General features: G+C 71.4%; 12 protein-coding genes. 7 read left to right on the top strand and 5 right to left on the bottom strand.

What is annotated here, in order from left to right:
• Nucleotides 1-1257 (bottom strand): lycopene cyclase family protein (locus ACJ73U_RS39670; RefSeq protein ID WP_407782932.1); only part of this gene is annotated, 1257 nt, incomplete at its 3' end.
• Between the two features lie 36 nt (nt 1258-1293).
• On the opposite strand from ACJ73U_RS39670, the gene ACJ73U_RS39665 reads away from it, so the two are divergent.
• The 3 genes from ACJ73U_RS39665 to ACJ73U_RS39655 all read left to right on the top strand — a co-directional run bounded on the left by ACJ73U_RS39665 (nt 1294) and on the right by ACJ73U_RS39655 (nt 6318).
• Nucleotides 1294-2850 (top strand): deoxyguanosinetriphosphate triphosphohydrolase family protein, encoded by a 1557-nt coding sequence (locus tag ACJ73U_RS39665; RefSeq protein WP_407782931.1) that lies wholly within the window; start codon nt 1294-1296, stop codon nt 2848-2850.
• A 180-nt stretch (nt 2851-3030) separates the two neighbouring features.
• Nucleotides 3031-5826, top strand: coding sequence for a S8 family serine peptidase (locus tag ACJ73U_RS39660; RefSeq protein WP_407782930.1), 2796 nt, complete (start codon nt 3031-3033; stop codon nt 5824-5826).
• 57 nt (nt 5827-5883) lie between these two features.
• Nucleotides 5884-6318: an SRPBCC family protein gene (locus tag ACJ73U_RS39655; protein WP_407782929.1), complete on the top strand. Its 435-nt coding sequence runs from the start codon at nt 5884-5886 to the stop codon at nt 6316-6318.
• A 3-nt stretch (nt 6319-6321) separates the two neighbouring features.
• Here ACJ73U_RS39655 and ACJ73U_RS39650 read toward each other — a convergent pair whose 3' ends face one another.
• A complete protein-coding gene (locus tag ACJ73U_RS39650) occupies nt 6322-7344 on the bottom strand; it encodes a Glu/Leu/Phe/Val dehydrogenase dimerization domain-containing protein (RefSeq protein ID WP_407782928.1) in 1023 nt (340 codons plus the stop codon).
• Between the two features lie 112 nt (nt 7345-7456).
• Between ACJ73U_RS39650 and ACJ73U_RS39645 the strand changes: the two genes are divergently transcribed.
• A complete protein-coding gene (locus ACJ73U_RS39645) occupies nt 7457-7912 on the top strand; it encodes an Lrp/AsnC family transcriptional regulator (protein WP_407782927.1) in 456 nt (151 codons plus the stop codon).
• On the opposite strand, the gene ACJ73U_RS39640 is transcribed toward ACJ73U_RS39645, so the two are convergent.
• Nucleotides 7904-8668, bottom strand: a complete 765-nt coding sequence (locus ACJ73U_RS39640) for an SDR family oxidoreductase (RefSeq protein ID WP_407782926.1) — start codon at nt 8666-8668, stop codon at nt 7904-7906. The two genes, ACJ73U_RS39645 and ACJ73U_RS39640, sit on opposite strands and share 9 nt — an antisense overlap.
• Nucleotides 8669-8844: 176 nt before the next feature.
• Here ACJ73U_RS39640 and ACJ73U_RS39635 point away from each other — a divergent pair, with 176 nt between their 5' ends.
• Both ACJ73U_RS39635 and ACJ73U_RS39630 read left to right on the top strand, forming a co-directional pair.
• Nucleotides 8845-10479, top strand: a complete 1635-nt coding sequence (locus ACJ73U_RS39635; RefSeq protein WP_407782925.1) for an ABC-F family ATP-binding cassette domain-containing protein — start codon at nt 8845-8847, stop codon at nt 10477-10479.
• Between the two features lie 174 nt (nt 10480-10653).
• Nucleotides 10654-10863 (top strand): helix-turn-helix domain-containing protein, encoded by a 210-nt coding sequence (locus tag ACJ73U_RS39630; protein ID WP_133909271.1) that lies wholly within the window; start codon nt 10654-10656, stop codon nt 10861-10863.
• 6 nt (nt 10864-10869) lie between these two features.
• Here ACJ73U_RS39630 and ACJ73U_RS39625 read toward each other — a convergent pair whose 3' ends face one another.
• On the bottom strand, nt 10870-12222 hold the full coding sequence (locus ACJ73U_RS39625) for a glycosyltransferase 87 family protein (protein WP_407782924.1): 1353 nt from the start codon (nt 12220-12222) through the stop codon (nt 10870-10872).
• 210 nt (nt 12223-12432) lie between these two features.
• On the opposite strand from ACJ73U_RS39625, the gene ACJ73U_RS39620 reads away from it, so the two are divergent.
• On the top strand, nt 12433-14292 hold the full coding sequence (locus tag ACJ73U_RS39620; RefSeq protein ID WP_407782923.1) for an ABC transporter ATP-binding protein: 1860 nt from the start codon (nt 12433-12435) through the stop codon (nt 14290-14292).
• A gap of 93 nt (nt 14293-14385) precedes the next feature.
• Here ACJ73U_RS39620 and ACJ73U_RS39615 read toward each other — a convergent pair whose 3' ends face one another.
• Nucleotides 14386-14946, bottom strand: a complete 561-nt coding sequence (locus ACJ73U_RS39615; protein ID WP_407782922.1) for an NTP transferase domain-containing protein — start codon at nt 14944-14946, stop codon at nt 14386-14388.
• Between the last annotated feature and the right edge of the window lie 5 nt (nt 14947-14951).

Raw genomic sequence — 14951 nt, 5'->3', positions numbered from 1 at the left:
GGGTCGGCGGGACGCCGCCCGCTGACCGCTCTCGCCGGCCTCGCCGGTGGTTCGCTGCCCGCCAAGCTGAACCGCGCCTTTGGCGGCTGGCTGCCCGTTGTTGTTGGCTTCGCCGCTGGTGGCGCGCTGGCCGCTGTTGTCGGCTTCGCCTTCGGTGGCTGGTTGCCCGCTGTCGGTCGCGTCGTCGCTGGCAGGCCGCCTCCCGAGCCCAATCGCGCTCCTGGTGGCTGGCTGGCCGCTCTCGTCGGCCTCGCCTTCGGTGGCTGGCTGCCGGTTGCTGTTGGCTTCGCCGCTGGTGGCGCGCTGGCCGCTGTTGTCGGCTTCGCCTTCGGTGGCTGGTTGCCCGCTGTCGGTCGCGTCGTCGCTGGCAGGCCGCCTGCCGAGCCCAATCGCGCCCCGGGTGGCTGGCTGGCCGCTCTCGCCGGCCTCGCCGCCGGTGGTTCGCTGCCCGCCGAGCTGAACCGCGCCTTCGGTGGCTGGCTGCCCGTTGTTGTTGGCTTCGCCGCTGATGGCTGGCTGCCCGTTGTTGTCGGTCGCGTCGCCGCTGGCACGCCGCCCGCCGAGCCCAATCGCGCTCCCGGTGGCTCGCTGCCCGCTCTCGCCGGCCGCGCCTTCGGTGGCTGGCTGCCGGTTGCTGTTGGCTTCGCCGCTGGTGGCGCGCTGGCCGCTGTCGTCGGCTTCGCCGCTGGTGGCTGGCTGCCCGTTGTTGTCGGTCGCGTCGCCGCTGGCACGCCGCCTGCCAAGCCCAATCGCGCCCCGGGTGGCTCGCTGCCCGCTCTCGTCGGCCTCGCCGCCGATGCCCCACCGGCCGCCGAGCCCACCCGCGCCTCCGGTGGCTCGCCGGCCGCCGAGCCCAGCCGCGTCCCCGGCCAAATCAAGCCCCCGCCACGCACCGGTCGCGTCGAAGACGACGTCGGCGTGGCGCACGTCGCCGTTCGTGAGACGGGCCGTGGTGGCTGTCAGTGCCGTCACGCGGGCCCTGACCACCTCGATCGCGGGGTGGGCGAAGGCCGCCAGCACGCTCTCGTTGTCCAGGACCGCGTACTCGCGCGGCAGCCACCGGCCGTTGCCGCGGACCCGGGCCGTCACCCACCGTGAGCCCGGTGGCAGCAGGACCGTCTCGTCCGCCCACATCCCGTACGTGGCCGGCCAGCGGCTGGTGGCGGCCACGAGCGTCACGCTCAGACCTCGACGTGCGCAGGCGGAGGCGAGTGACCAGCCCGCCGGGCCGCCGCCGGCGATCAGCACATCCACCATCTCTTGATCACAGCACAGGACGACTAGGGTCGTGGCATGAGTGATCAGGTCGACCCCCGGGAGGAGCGCCGCTCCGAGAAGCCCGGTGGGTCGGGCGCCGGGGATCTCGCGGCCAGCCCGTTCCGGGTCGACCGGGACCGGATCGTGGCCTCGCCGTTCTTCGCGCGGCTCGGTGGGGTGACCCAGGTCGTCAGCGCCAGCGGCTCCGGGCTCCTGCACAACCGTCTCACGCACAGCCTCAAGGTCGCCCAGGTCGCGCGTGCCATCGCCGAACGGCTGTGCACCGACTTCACCCCGTTGCTCGACAAGCTCGGCGGCTGCGACCCCGACGTCGTCGAGGCCGCGGGGCTCGCGCACGACCTCGGCCACCCGCCCTTCGGCCACCTCGGCGAGCAGGTCCTCGACCGGCTCTCGCGGCACCGGTTCGGCCTCCCCGACGGCTTCGAGGGCAACGCCCAGAGCCTGCGGATCGTCACCACCACCGACATCGGCGGCCCCAGCGCGGTCGGCCTCGACCTCACCGCCGCCGTGCGCGGCGCCATGCTCAAGTACCCGTGGACCCGCCTCACCCACCCGGACCCGCACCCCCGGCACATGGCCACCCCGCCGCGGGGTGCGTCCGAGCCGCCCGACGAACCCGGCACCGGGTCCGGCAAGTTCTCCGTCTACGTCACCGAGCTGGACGACATGGCCCAGGCCCGCGCCCCCTTCGCCGGCCTCGCCCCCTGGCAGCAGACCGTCGAGGCCTCCGTCATGGACCTCGCCGACGACATCGCCTACGCCATCCACGACCTGGAGGACTTCCACCGCATCGGCGTCCTCCAGCACGCGCCCGTCGCCGCCGAGCTGGGCCACTGGCTGGACAACGCGCTCGCGCTCGCGGCGCAGAGCGACGCCACGCTGGCCGCCCACGCCCGCCGCCCCGGCTACTCACTCGAACAGCTCCGCCGCCGCCTGCACCGCCGGGACGCCTGGGTGGTCGACGACGACGCGTTCGTCGCGGCGGTCGCGCGGGTGCGCGCCGAGCTGGTCGACGGCCTGCTCGACCGGCCGTTCGACGGCTCGGTCGAGGCCGAGCAGGCCGTCGCGCGGTTCTCGTCGGTGTGGACGGTTCGCCTGGTCGACGGCATGACCGTGGTGATGGACCCGCCCACCCGCTCCGGCCACGTGCTGCTGGCGCCCGCGCAGTGGCACGAGGTCCAGGTGCTCAAGTTCGTGCACCGCCGGTTCGTGCTGCTCCGCCCCGACCTCGCGCTGCACCAGCGCGGCCAGGCCACGCTCGTCACCTCGCTGGTCGAGGCGCTCGCGCAGTGGCTCACCGATCGTTATGAGACCAACCGGCTCCCCCGCAGGCTCCAGGATCTCGTCGAGCTGGCCGAGGGCGAGTACCACGCGCTCGCGCGAACGGACATGTCCACATTGGTCGGGGCGCTCGGCGAACCACCGCGCGGTGAGCACGGAATCCGGGAATTGGCAAGGGGACGGGCTGTGATCGATTTCGTGTCGTCCCTTACGGACAGTCAGGCCGCGTCCCTCCTCGACGCCCTGACGGGCCGAAGTTCGCAGCCCTGGTCCGACGCTTTTGTCTTGTAGGTCGTTCACGTACGGCAATTGTTAACACACACGGTGTGTTATTCGGCCAAATGGCCGCTGCGTCGCATTGCTGTCGACCCATACGTTGAGGTCGGCCGGGGGCACCGGCACTGGGAGTCGTGAGTCGGGGCACGGCCAAGCCAAACGCGGAGGGCATCCGTGCGTTTACCTGCACACGCAATGCGAAGATCACGCTTCATCCTCACCGGCGCGGCCTGCCTGCTGGCGGTCGTGGGGCTGGCGAGCCCCGCGGTGGCGGCACCACCGCCGGAGGACCAGAACATCTCCGCCGAGCAGAACGCGAAGAACCAGATCGCCACACTGCAGGACCTGAAGAAGAACCTGTCCGCGGCGGAAGCCAAAGTGGATACCCAGCTCGTGCTGCAGCAGCGCCTGGCCGCCAACCGGACGGCGAGCGCCACGGTTCCCTTGCTGCAGAACGGAGTTGCCAAGACCGCGAGCGGCAAGGTGCTCGTGGACATTCGCGGCACCGTCAGCGACAACCTGCTGAAGTTCCTCACCGCCAAGGGCGCCGCCATCCGGTCGACCTCGACCCGGTACGGCACCGTGCGTGCCGAGGTGCCGCTCACGGCCGTCAACACGATCGCGGCCCGCGCGGACGTGAAGGCGGTTCAGGAGGCGGTCGGCGCCATGACCGCCCGCGAGCTCAACCCGAACGAGAAGGTTGAGCCGGAATCCAAGGAGCAGAAGGAAAAGCGGATCGCGCAGAACACGCGCGAAGCGCTCGCCGACCGCGCCGGCGCCATCGACAGCGAGGGCGACGCCGCGCACAACGCGGCCGCCGCCCGCGAGGACATCGGCGTCACCGGTATCGGTGTGAAGATCTGCGCGTCGTCGGACGGCGTCGACTCGCTGTCCACGTCCCAGGCCGGCGGCGAACTGCCGGCGGTCGACGTCCTGCCGGGCCAGGCCGGCTCGGGCGACGAGGGCACCGCGATGCTGGAGATCATCCACGACGTGGCGCCGAACGCCCGACTCGGCTTCGCCACGGCGTTCAACGGTGACGCGAGCTTCGCGGACAACATCCGCGCGATGCGCTTCCAGCTCGGCTGCGACATCATCGTGGACGACGTCATCTACTTCGCCGAGCCGTACTTCCAGGACGGCATCATCGCCCAGGCGGTGAACGACGTCGTCGCCGACGGGGCGCTGTACTTCTCCTCCGCCGGCAACGAGGGCAACACCGCGGACGGCACCGCCGGCCACTGGGAGGGCGACTTCGTCAACTCCGGCCAGGTCATCGGCAAGTTCGCGGGTTACGCCCACGACTTCGACCCCGGCCCCGGCGTGCAGGTCCTCGAGCCCATCTCGGACGAGTCGGCCGGTGCGCCGACCATCCTGAACTGGGCCGACCCGGCCGGCGCGGCCAGCGACGACTACGACCTCTACATCGTGGACTCGGCCGGCAACGTCCGGGCCGCGAGCCAGAACTACCAGAACGGCACGCAGGACCCGTTCGAGCGCGTCGACATCCCGAGCGGGCTGAACCTGCGGCTCGCGGTCGTGAAGTTCGCCGGTGCCGACCGGTACTTCTCGCTGTCCTCGCTGCGTGGCCGCTACGAGGACCAGGCCGGGCTGAAGGCGTTCACGACGCCGGGTGTCACGTTCGGCCACTCGGCCGCGCGTGGCGCGTTCTCCGTCGCCGCGGCGCCGGCGGCCGACCCGCTGCCGTTCGACCTCGAGACCGGTGACCCGGCGAACCCGGCCGGCCCGTTCCCGAACGCGTTCGGCCCGGACCAGAAGCAGGAGCGGTTCTCCTCCGACGGTCCGCGCAAGGTGTTCTTCCAGGCCGACGGCACGCCGATCACGCCGGGCAACTTCAGTTCGACCGGTGGCGAGACGCGGCAGAAGCCGGAAATCACCGCCGCGGACGGCGTTTCCACCAGTGTCGACGGGTTCTCGCCGTTCTTCGGGACCTCGGCGGCCGCGCCGCACGCGGCGGCCATCGCGGGTCTCGTGCTGTCCGGCAACCCCGGCATCGACCCGGCCGAGGTGCGCGAGGCGCTGACCAGCACGGCACTGGACATCGGCGCGCCTGGCGTCGACCCGGTCACCGGCCACGGCGTGCTCCTGGCCGACCGGGTGCTCGGCTACACCGGTGCCAGCCCGCAGCCGCTCCCGGTCGCGGAGACCCCGAAGGTGACCGCGGACGACGGCGGCGCGTACATCGACCCGGGTGACACGGCGACGGTCTCGCTGCCGGTGACCAACGTCGGCGACGCGACCGCGGTGTCCACGAGCGTGGTGCTCACCTCGTCCACCCCGGGTGTCACGATCACGCCGCGCGCGCAGTCCTACGGGGCCATCCCGCGCGGGGAGACCGTCGTCAAGAACTACAAGGTGACGGTGCCGGCGAGCCACGAGGTCGGCGTGCCGGTCCAGTTCTCGACCCGGGTGACCTTCGCGGGCACGTTCTCGCCGCAGACGTCGTCGTTCTCGGTCGACGTCGGTCAGCCGTCGAGCGAGTCCACGGCGTTCACCTACAGCGGTGCGCCGATCGCGATCCCGGACAACAGCTCGGTGGGCGCGACCGTGAACATCCCGGTGTCCGGCTTCGGCCGGGCGTCGAAGATCACGTTCTCGGTCGACGGCACGACCTGCAACACCGACACGGCCTCGACGACGGTGGGCATCGACCACACCTACGTCGGTGACCTGGTCGGCCAGCTGATCGCGCCGAACGGCGCCACCGCGACCCTGTTCAGCAACAACGGTGGCGGCGGCAACAACCTGTGCAAGGTGGTGTTCGACGACAGCGCGGCGAACTCGTACGCCACGGTGACGTCGGGCCAGGCGCCGTTCACGGGCACGTGGAAGCCGATCAGCCCGCTGGACGCGCTGCGCGGCGCCCCGGCGGACGGCACGTGGAAGTTCTTCGTGCGTGACACGGCCGGGGTCGACACCGGTTCGGTCCGCGCGGTCTCGCTCCACCTCTACGGTTACGTTCACCCCTAGGTAGCTCTGTGAGACGGGCCGTCCGCCGGATTCCGGCGGGCGGCCTACTCTTTGCCTGTGGCAAAGGTCAACGCGACGACAAGGGTCTCCGCGACACCCGACCGGACCTGGGCGGTCGCCTCGGACCTGTCCCGGTTCGACGAGTGGCTGACCCTCCATGACGGCTGGCGCGGCGAGCTGCCCGCGACGATCGAGGCGGGCACCTCGCTGACGTCGGTGGTCACCGTGCTGGGGCTGCGCAACCGGATCAGCTGGCGGGTGGACTCGTTCACGCCGCCGGCGTCCCTGTCGATCTCCGGTCGCGGGGTCGGCGGTGTGAAGGTGGCGCTGACCCTGTCCATCCGCGCGACCGGCGCCACGTCGTCGGAGGTGGCCGTCGACGCGGAGATCACCGGCAGACCGGTGTTCGGCCCGCTGGGGATGGCGATCGGCCGGGCGGTCCGCGCGGACGTCCGCAGGTCCGTGACCAGGCTGGCGGGTCTCGTCGGGTGATCCTCAGTGCGTCCGCGCTGGCGCGGCCAACCGCTGCTCGGCCAGGGCCAACGCCTCCGCCAGGGGAGTCGTGCCGTTCGCGGTCGCCGCGGCCAGCAGCCCGGCGACCGTCTCCCCGATGGTCTCCACCCGCGCGAGCGCGGCCTCGCGGTCCAGGCCCGACGCCTCCCGGCTGAGCGTGTAGACCACTCCGCCCGCGCTCGCCACGAAGTCCGGCACCCACACCACCCCCGCGGCGGACAACACCGCGGCCACGTCGTCGGACACCAGCTGGTTGTTCGCCGGACCGACCACCAGCGGCGCGCGCACGTCCGGACCGACGACCCCGCCGATCGCCGCCGGCACCAGCACGTCCGCCTCCAGCGAGTACGCGGAGGACACCGGCACCTGCTCATACCCCGCGCACCGCGCCGGGTCGATGTCCGCGACCACGACCGACGCCCCCTGCGCGGCCAGCTCACGCGCCACCAGCGCGCCCACCGAGCCCATGCCGACCACGACCACCCGCCGCCCGGCCACCGACGCCGACCCGAACACGGCCGACGACCCCGCCCGCAGCGCCGCCAGCACGCCACGCGCCGTCGGGCCGCTCGACGAGCCCGTCCCGCCGCGCGACTCCGGCAGGCAGAACACGTTGTCCGTGAACGACCGCAGGTACACCATGTCCTCCGACGACGTCCCGACGTCCGGTCCGGCCAGGTAGGTCCCGTCGAACGACGCGATCAGCTCGCCGGCGTCCGCCAGCGCGTCCGCACGCAGCGACGGCGTCAGCGACACCGACGACGGCACGGCGATCACCGTCTTGCCGCCGCCGAACGGCACCCCGCCCACCACGTTCTTGTAGGTCATCCCCCTGGCCAGCCGGAGCGCGTCGGCCAGCCCGTCCTGCCACGTCGGGTACTGCCGCAGCCGAATGCCACCCGCCGCCGGGCCGAGCCGCCGCGAGTGGACCGCCACCGTCACCGCCACTCCCGACCGGCGGCCCAGCCGCGTCACGACCTCCTCGTGCTCCCACGATTCGCCCACTACGTCCTCCTGCCGAACACATCAACAACCGACAGGGCGAACGCTAGGCAGAAGGACGACGTCCGCACCGCGTCACCGAACATCATTCGGCAGGGCGCGTCACAATGGCACCATGGACGAAGTCGATTCGGCGATCATCCGCGCACTCCAGGAGGACGCCCGCCAGCCCAACCAGGACATCGCCAGGAAGGTCGGCATCGCGCCGTCGACCTGTCTGGAGCGCACCCGCCTGCTGCGCCAGCGCGGCGTCATCCGCGGCTACCACGCCGACGTCGACCTCGCGGCACTCAACCGCGGCGTCCAGGCACTGGTCGCCGCCACGATCAGGCCGCTGTCCCGCAGTGTGATCGAGGCCTTCCAGAGCTCGGTCGCCGCGCTGCCGGAGGTGCTCGCCGTGTTCACCCTGGCCGGCAGCGACGACTTCGTCATCCACGTGACCGCGCAGGACATCGACCACCTGCACGCGTTCCTCATCGACCGGCTGACCAGCCGCCGCGAGATCGTCGGCTTCCGGACCTCGATCGTCTACCGGCACCAGGTGAACAACGTGCTGACCCGCCTAGAGTGAGCCCGTCGCGAGCATCCCGCCGTCGACCCGCACGGTCTCGCCGGTGATCCACGACGCCTGGGCCGACGCCAGGAACGCCACCAGTTGCGCCACGTCCTCCGGCAGCCCGAGCCGCTTCATCGGGTACCGGGCCGCGACCGCCTCCTCGTCGGTGGTGTAGAGCATCTCGGCGAACTTCGTCTTGACCACGGCCGGCGCGACCGCGTTGACGCGGATGCCGGGTCCGAGCTGCCAGGCCAGCTCCTCGGTCAGCCGGATGAGCGCCGCCTTCGACGCGCCGTACGCCGAGATCACCCCGGACGAGCGCAGGCCGGCCACCGACGCGATGTTCACGATCGACCCGCCGTGCTCGCCCATCCACGCCTTCACCGCGAGCTGGGTGAACCCGAGCGCGCCGACCACGTTGACGTCGAAGATCTTGCGCACCGCGTCCAGGTCGGCGTCGACGAGCGGGCCGAACGTCGGGTTGATGCCGGTGTTGTTGATCAGCACGTCGAGCGAGCCGAACTCCTCGACCGTGCGGCGCACGACCTCGGCCCGGTCGGCGTCGCTGCCGGTGTTCGCCGGCACGCCCAGCACCCGCGCGTCCGGCACCTGCGCCCGCAGCTCGTCGGCCGCCGCGGCGACCTGCTCGGCCTTGCGCGAGGAGATCGTGACGGCCGCGCCGCCCCTGGCCAGCTCCGCGGCGATGGCGAGGCCGATGCCGCGGCTGGCGCCCGTGACCAGCGCGGTCTTTCCCTTGAAGTCCGGTGTCATGGCTGATGACTCTAGCTAAGCGACCGCTTAGTCCGCGAGTGCGCGCGAAACCGGGTTGCCGGAGCAACGTATAGTCGGAGGCGTGGTGATCCGAACGGCCTAGGAGGCAGGCGAGCCCACCGGTCGCGGCCGGCGGGCCGACGAGTCCTGCCCACCACTACTCCGGAGTCTTCCAGATGATCACCGCTACTGACCTTGAACTGCGTGCCGGCACCCGCATCCTGCTCTCCGACGCGACCCTGCGCGTCCAGCCGGGCGACCGCATCGGCCTCGTGGGCCGCAACGGCGCCGGTAAGACCACGTCCCTGCGCGTCCTCGCCGGCGAGGGTGAACCCTACGCCGGCAACCTGATGCGCAAGGGCGAGGTCGGCTACCTGCCGCAGGACCCGCGCGAGGGCAACCTGTCGGTCACCGCGAAGGACCGCGTCCTGTCCGCCCGGGGCCTCGACGAGCTGCTGCGTGAGATGGAGAAGGCCCAGTCGGCCATGTCCGAGCTGGTCGACAACTCCCAACGCGACCGCGAGGTTCGCCGCTACGGCCGGCTCGAGGAGCGGTTCGCCGCCCTCGGCGGGTACGCGGCGGAGAGCGAGGCCGCGCGGATCTGCGCCAACCTCGGCCTGCCCGACCGCGTGCTCGCCCAGCAGATCGGCACCCTCTCCGGCGGCCAGCGCCGCCGCGTCGAGCTGGCCCGCATCCTGTTCGCGGCCTCGGAGACGGGTTCGGGGGGTGGAAGTGGTGCCGGCACTACCCTGCTGCTCGACGAGCCCACCAACCACCTCGACGCCGACTCGGTCAACTGGCTGCGCGGCTTCCTCAAGGGACACAACGGCGGCCTCGTCGTGATCAGCCACGACGTCGAGCTGCTCGCCGACGTCGTCAACAAGGTGTGGTTCCTCGACGCCACCCGCGGCGTGGTCGACACCTACAACATGACCTGGCAGCGCTACCTCGACGCGCGTGCCGCCGACGAGAAGCGCCGTCGCCGCGAGCGGGCCAACGCCGAGAAGAAGGCGTCCGCGCTCCAGGCGCAGGCCGACAAGATGCGCGCCAAGGCGACGAAAGCCGTTGCGGCTCAGAACATGGCCCGCCGCGCCGAACGCCTCCTGTCCGGGCTCGAGGAGGTCCGCCAGGCCGACAAGGTCGCCAGGATCCGCTTCCCCGATCCCGCGCCCTGCGGCAAGACCCCGCTCACGGCGGAGGGGCTGTCGAAGTCGTACGGCTCGCTCGAGGTGTTCTCGGGCGTCGACCTCGCCATCGACCGCGGCTCACGCGTGGTCGTGCTGGGCTTGAACGGCGCTGGTAAGACCACGCTGCTGCGGTTGCTGGGCGGCATGGAGTCCGCCGACTCCGGCGGCGTGGTGCCCGGCCACGGCCTGCGCATCGGTTACTACGCCCAGGAACACGAGACGCTCGACCACAACGCGTCGGTGTGGGAGAACGTCCGCCACGCCGCGCCGGACACGGCGGAACAGCAGCTGCGGTCGCTGCTCGGCACGTTCCTGTTCACCGGTGAGCAGCTCGAACAGCCGGCCGGCACGCTCTCCGGCGGCGAGAAGACGCGGCTCGCGCTCGCTGGTCTGGTGTCCAGTGCGGCCAACGTCCTGCTGCTCGACGAGCCGACCAACAACCTCGACCCCGCGTCACGCGAGCGCGTACTCGAGGCGTTGCGCGGATACACGGGTGCCGTTGTGCTCGTCACACACGATCCGGGTGCCGTGGAGGCGTTGGAGCCCGAACGGGTGATCCTCCTGCCCGACGGAACCGAAGATCACTGGTCAGCGGACTATCTGGAACTCGTCCAGCTCGCGTGAGCTGACCTCGTACTACGTGCGCCGGGCCCGACTCGGTTGCTCCGTCCCGGTGAGGCGTGAGCGATTTCATAGGTATTTTCGATCTCGCCTGGCATTCCACGCGATCGTGTTCGATCATTGCCACGGCAGGTGTTCTAGATAAACCTCCGTGACACGCTACGGAAGGCGGACGACGTGGCTGATTTGAAGAAGGGCGCGCGCATCACCGGCAGTACGCGCGACAAGCTGGCTGCCGATCTCAAGAAGAAGTACGAGAAGGGCGCCAGCATTCGAGCCCTGGCCGAGTCGACGGGGCGGTCGTACGGTTTCGTGCACCGCGTCCTGTCGGAATCCGGGGTGACGTTGCGCGGCCGGGGCGGCGCAACGCGAACGAAGAAGAAGTAACTGGGTTCACGCTTGGATGCCGCGGGTGTCGGGGCTCGCGATCGGACGGTTGTGCGCGTCAGGGTAGTCGTCGTGGGTGACGTCCTGATCACCGTCGGTCGGACCCGCGGCCGTCCTGGTCCCCTCCTTCCGCGTCGCTGCTGAAGTCGTCACGGAGAACGCGAGCATCACACCGGTCATCGCCAGCGGGTACACGAGGTACCCCCAGCGGGTCGCCGGCGCGAGGATGATCGCCATCCCCAGCCCGGCCGCGGTGCGCAGCACGACGTCCGCGGGGTCGCGGGGCGGGCGGACCACCAGCCAGACCGTGATCGCGCATGCCGCCGCCGCGAGCAGCGCGAGCGATGCCGCGTGCCCGACCGGGCCCAGTTGCGCGATGAGGTGCCCCGGCAGTGGACTCGCCGCCGGAGACCCCGCCTCGCCGAGCCCGGCCGGGTACAGGATCACGTGCTCGACGAATGCGGCCGGATCCACCAGCAACACCGGTAGCACCAGCACCGCGCTCGTGATGATCACTGTACCAAAGAAGATCAACAACGCGCGCCTGCCTCTGGCGGCCAGGAGCGCCACCGCGAGCACGGCGAGCGCGGGCAGGGCGGTCAGTTTCATGTTGATTACCAACGCGATGGCGAGTCCGGAGGTTGCCGGACCGCCGACCGGCCCCGCCCGGAACGCGAGCGCGGCGGCGAGCACGATCAGCGCGACCACGGGAATGTCGTCCCCGGCCACCGCGGTCGTCAGCAGCGTGAGCGGGCTGACCGCGGCGAGCTGCGCGGCGAGCACCGGCACCCTGGGCCAGCCCATGAGCTTCAGCGCCAGCGCGATGAGCAGCACGGTGGCGACCGCGAAGGCGACGCGTGCGTCGGTGAACGGGCTGTCGCCGAACAGGGCGCGGGGGAGCCCGAAGATGGTCATCGCCGGGCCGTAGGGCGTGTAGTCGTCCGGCACCGGCGGCCGGCCGAGCCGGCCGAGGTCGGGGTAGGGCGTGCCGAGGTCGAGGAGCAGCCGTGCCGACCGCTCGACCACCCACACCTCCGGCTGGGAGGGAAACGACCACGGCCACCTGCCCCAGACGAAGGCCGGGTTGCGGACGAAGACCAGCACGAGCAGCGGCACGACCCCCGCGAGCAGCCCCGCGACCCCTACCGGCAGCCAACGCGACCGGATTGTCGGTGGCGTGCGGGATACTGCCTGCAGGACGGTGAGCACGAACGCGATCAGGTAACCGGCCGTCGCGAAGTTGCCCCAGACGCGATAGCCGTAGAACTCGGAGAAGATCGCGTTGCCGGCGGCGAACGCGAGGCTGACGCCGTAGAAGAGCAGGTCGAGGCGCCAGCTGCGGCGTCGGGTCGGCTCCACCGGGGCAGGTTACCCGGCGGAGGCGGCGCCACGGCGCGGCGCCACCCCGGACCGATGGGCACGGGTCCGGCGTCTGCGCGCGGGAGGGAAGGCGGCGGGAGCGGAGGGGAGAGCGACCAGTTCGACGCTGTTCGCTCTCCGGTTAACGGGGAAGGCGTCGGATGTCGTGGGCGTTGATCCCGGTCAGGGCAGCAGACGTGAGGGGTGTACGTGGACAACGCGTGGATTTTGATGCGCGGCGCGATGCAGGATGCGCCGAAGGGCCTGCGCAAGGGCACGATTCGGCGGGTGTACGAGTTCGCCGGGCCGCACCGGGGCAAGTTGGTGGTGTTCCTGCTGCTGACGATGGTCTCGGCGGTGCTGGCGGTGTCGACACCGCTGTTGGCCGGGCGCGTCGTGGACGCGATCGTCGACGGCGGCGCGGTGTCGACCGTGGTGTGGCTCGCGGTCGTGATCGCCGGCCTCGCGGTGCTGGACGCCGGCCTGGGGCTGGTCGAGCGGTGGCAGTCGGCGCGCATCGGTGAGGGCCTGATCTACGACTTACGGCGCGCGGTGTTCGGGCACGTGCAGCGGATGCCGGTCGCGTTCTTCACCAGGACGCGCACGGGCGCGCTGGTGTCCCGGCTGAACAACGACGTCATCGGGGCGCAGCGGGCGTTCACGTCGACGCTGGCCGGCATGGTCACCAACGTGATCCAGCTGGTGCTGTCGGTCGCGGTGATGGTGACGCTGTCGTGGCAGGTGACCGTGATCGCGCTGGTCCTGCTGCCGATCTTCGTGCTGCCCGCGCGCCGGATCGGCCGGCGCATGGCCGACCTGCAGCGCGAGTCGGCGGGCCTGAACGCGTCGATGACCACGCAGATGACCGAGCGGTTCTCCGCGCCCGGCGCCACGCTGGTCAAGCTGTTCGGCCACCCGCGCGCGGAACTGGCGGAGTTCGCGGGACGCGCGGCGCGGGTGCGGGACATCGGCATCCGCTCGGCGATGCTCACCAGGTGGTTCATGACGAGCCTGACGGTGGTGTCCGCGCTGGCGCAGGCGCTGGTCTACGGGCTGGGCGGCTACCTCGCGATCACGGGTGCGCTGGCGCCGGGCACGGTGGTGGCGCTGGCGTTGCTGCTGACCCGCCTGTACACCCCGCTGACGGCGCTCGCGAACGTGCGCGTGGACGTGATGACGGCGCTGGTGTCGTTCGAGCGGGTGTTCGAGGTGCTGGACCTGCCGCCGATGATCCAGGAGAAGCCCAACCCCGTCGCCGTGCCCGCCGGCGGCGTCTCGGTCGAGTTCTCCGACGTCCACTTCGCCTACCCGGCGGCCGAGAAGGTGTCGCTGGCGTCCCTGGAGGACGTGGCGGTGCTGGACAAGCGCGGCGGCGAGGAGGTGCTGCACGGGGTGAGCTTCCGCGCGGCGCCGGGGGAGATGGTGGCGCTGGTGGGTTCGTCCGGCGCCGGCAAGTCGACGATCGCGTCCCTCGTGCCGCGCTTGTACGACGTGGACAGCGGCGCGGTGCGGCTGTCCGACGTGGACGTGCGGGACCTGTCGTTCGACTCCCTGCGCGACACCGTGGGCGTGGTGACCCAGGACGGCCACCTGTTCCACGACACGATCCGCGCGAACCTGTTGTACCCCAGGCCATCCGCGACCGAGGACGAGCTGTGGGAGGCGCTGGCCCGGGCGCGCCTGGCGGACCTGGTGCGCGCGCTGCCCGACGGGCTGGACACGGTCGTGGGGGAGCGCGGCTACCGCCTGTCCGGTGGCGAGCGGCAACGCCTGACCATCGCGCGCCTGCTGCTGGCCCAACCCCAGGTGGTGATCCTGGACGAGGCGACCGCCCACCTGGACTCCGAGTCGGAGGTGGCGGTGCAGGAGGCCCTGGCGGACGCACTGACCGATCGCACGGCGCTCGTCATCGCCCACCGCCTGTCCACGATCCGCGCGGCGGACCAGATCCTGGTGGTCGAGGCGGGCGAGATCGTGGAACGCGGCAACCACGAAACCCTGCTGGCCGCGGGCGGCCGCTACGCGGAGCTGTACCGAACCCAGTTCGCCAACCAACCGGCGGCCGCCTAAGGGCTGACCCATGCACCGACGCGGCATCCGCATGGTCTGAAGCGCGACGGCCGGATCACCCACCGAGCCGAGAAGGGCTCACCGGGCGGCCGCCTAGGGCAGATCCTCCGGCCGGTCCACGTCGGCGCCGCCGGCTACGTCCTCGCACGGCACCCGCGTGACGTCGTGCCGTGCGAGGTACGGTCGGGCACCTTCGTCCCCGTCGGCCAGTGCGGCGACCCCGGCCCAGTGCTCCCGCCCGAGCAACACCGGATGCCCGGGCACGCCGTCATAGGTGGCCCTGGCAAGAACGTCCACCGAGGCCATCCCCACGAAGCGCCGAACGGCCGCCGCGGTCACCCCGGGCGTGTCCACGGGCAACACGACGACGGCCGTGATGTCGTCGCCGAGCGTGGACAGCCCGACCCGCAGGGAAGAACCCATCCCGGACGCCCAGTCCGGGTTGTCCACGAGCGACGCCCCACTCAACGAGGCGGTGGACCGCACGTCCTCGGCAAGCGCCCCGAGCACCACCACCACGGGTGCACAACCCCCGTCGTGCAACACGTCAGCGGCAAGTTCGACGAACAACCGTCCGCGGTGGTGGACGAGGGCTTTGGGCATCCCGTAACGCCGCCCGCCGCCCGCCGCCAGGAGCAACCCCGCAACCGTCACATCCA

It is taken from the genome of Actinophytocola sp. (assembly GCF_045807065.1).
Classification (GTDB): Bacteria; Actinomycetota; Actinomycetes; order Mycobacteriales; family Pseudonocardiaceae; genus Actinophytocola.
The sequence above is the reverse complement of the archived record's forward strand: the minus strand, read 5'-3'. Positions and strand labels throughout refer to the sequence as shown.

Bases quoted from the DNA above. Each gene is read 5' to 3' on its own strand.
- ACJ73U_RS39665 (WP_407782931.1), top strand. From the start codon at position 1,294: ATGAGTGATCAGGTCGACCCCCGGGAGGAGCGCCGCTCCGAGAAGCCC.
- ACJ73U_RS39660 (WP_407782930.1), top strand. From the start codon at position 3,031: ATGCGAAGATCACGCTTCATCCTCACCGGCGCGGCCTGCCTGCTGGCG.
- ACJ73U_RS39645 (WP_407782927.1), top strand. From the start codon at position 7,457: ATGGACGAAGTCGATTCGGCGATCATCCGCGCACTCCAGGAGGACGCC.
- ACJ73U_RS39640 (WP_407782926.1), bottom strand. From the start codon at position 8,668: ATGACACCGGACTTCAAGGGAAAGACCGCGCTGGTCACGGGCGCCAGC.
- ACJ73U_RS39635 (WP_407782925.1), top strand. From the start codon at position 8,845: ATGATCACCGCTACTGACCTTGAACTGCGTGCCGGCACCCGCATCCTG.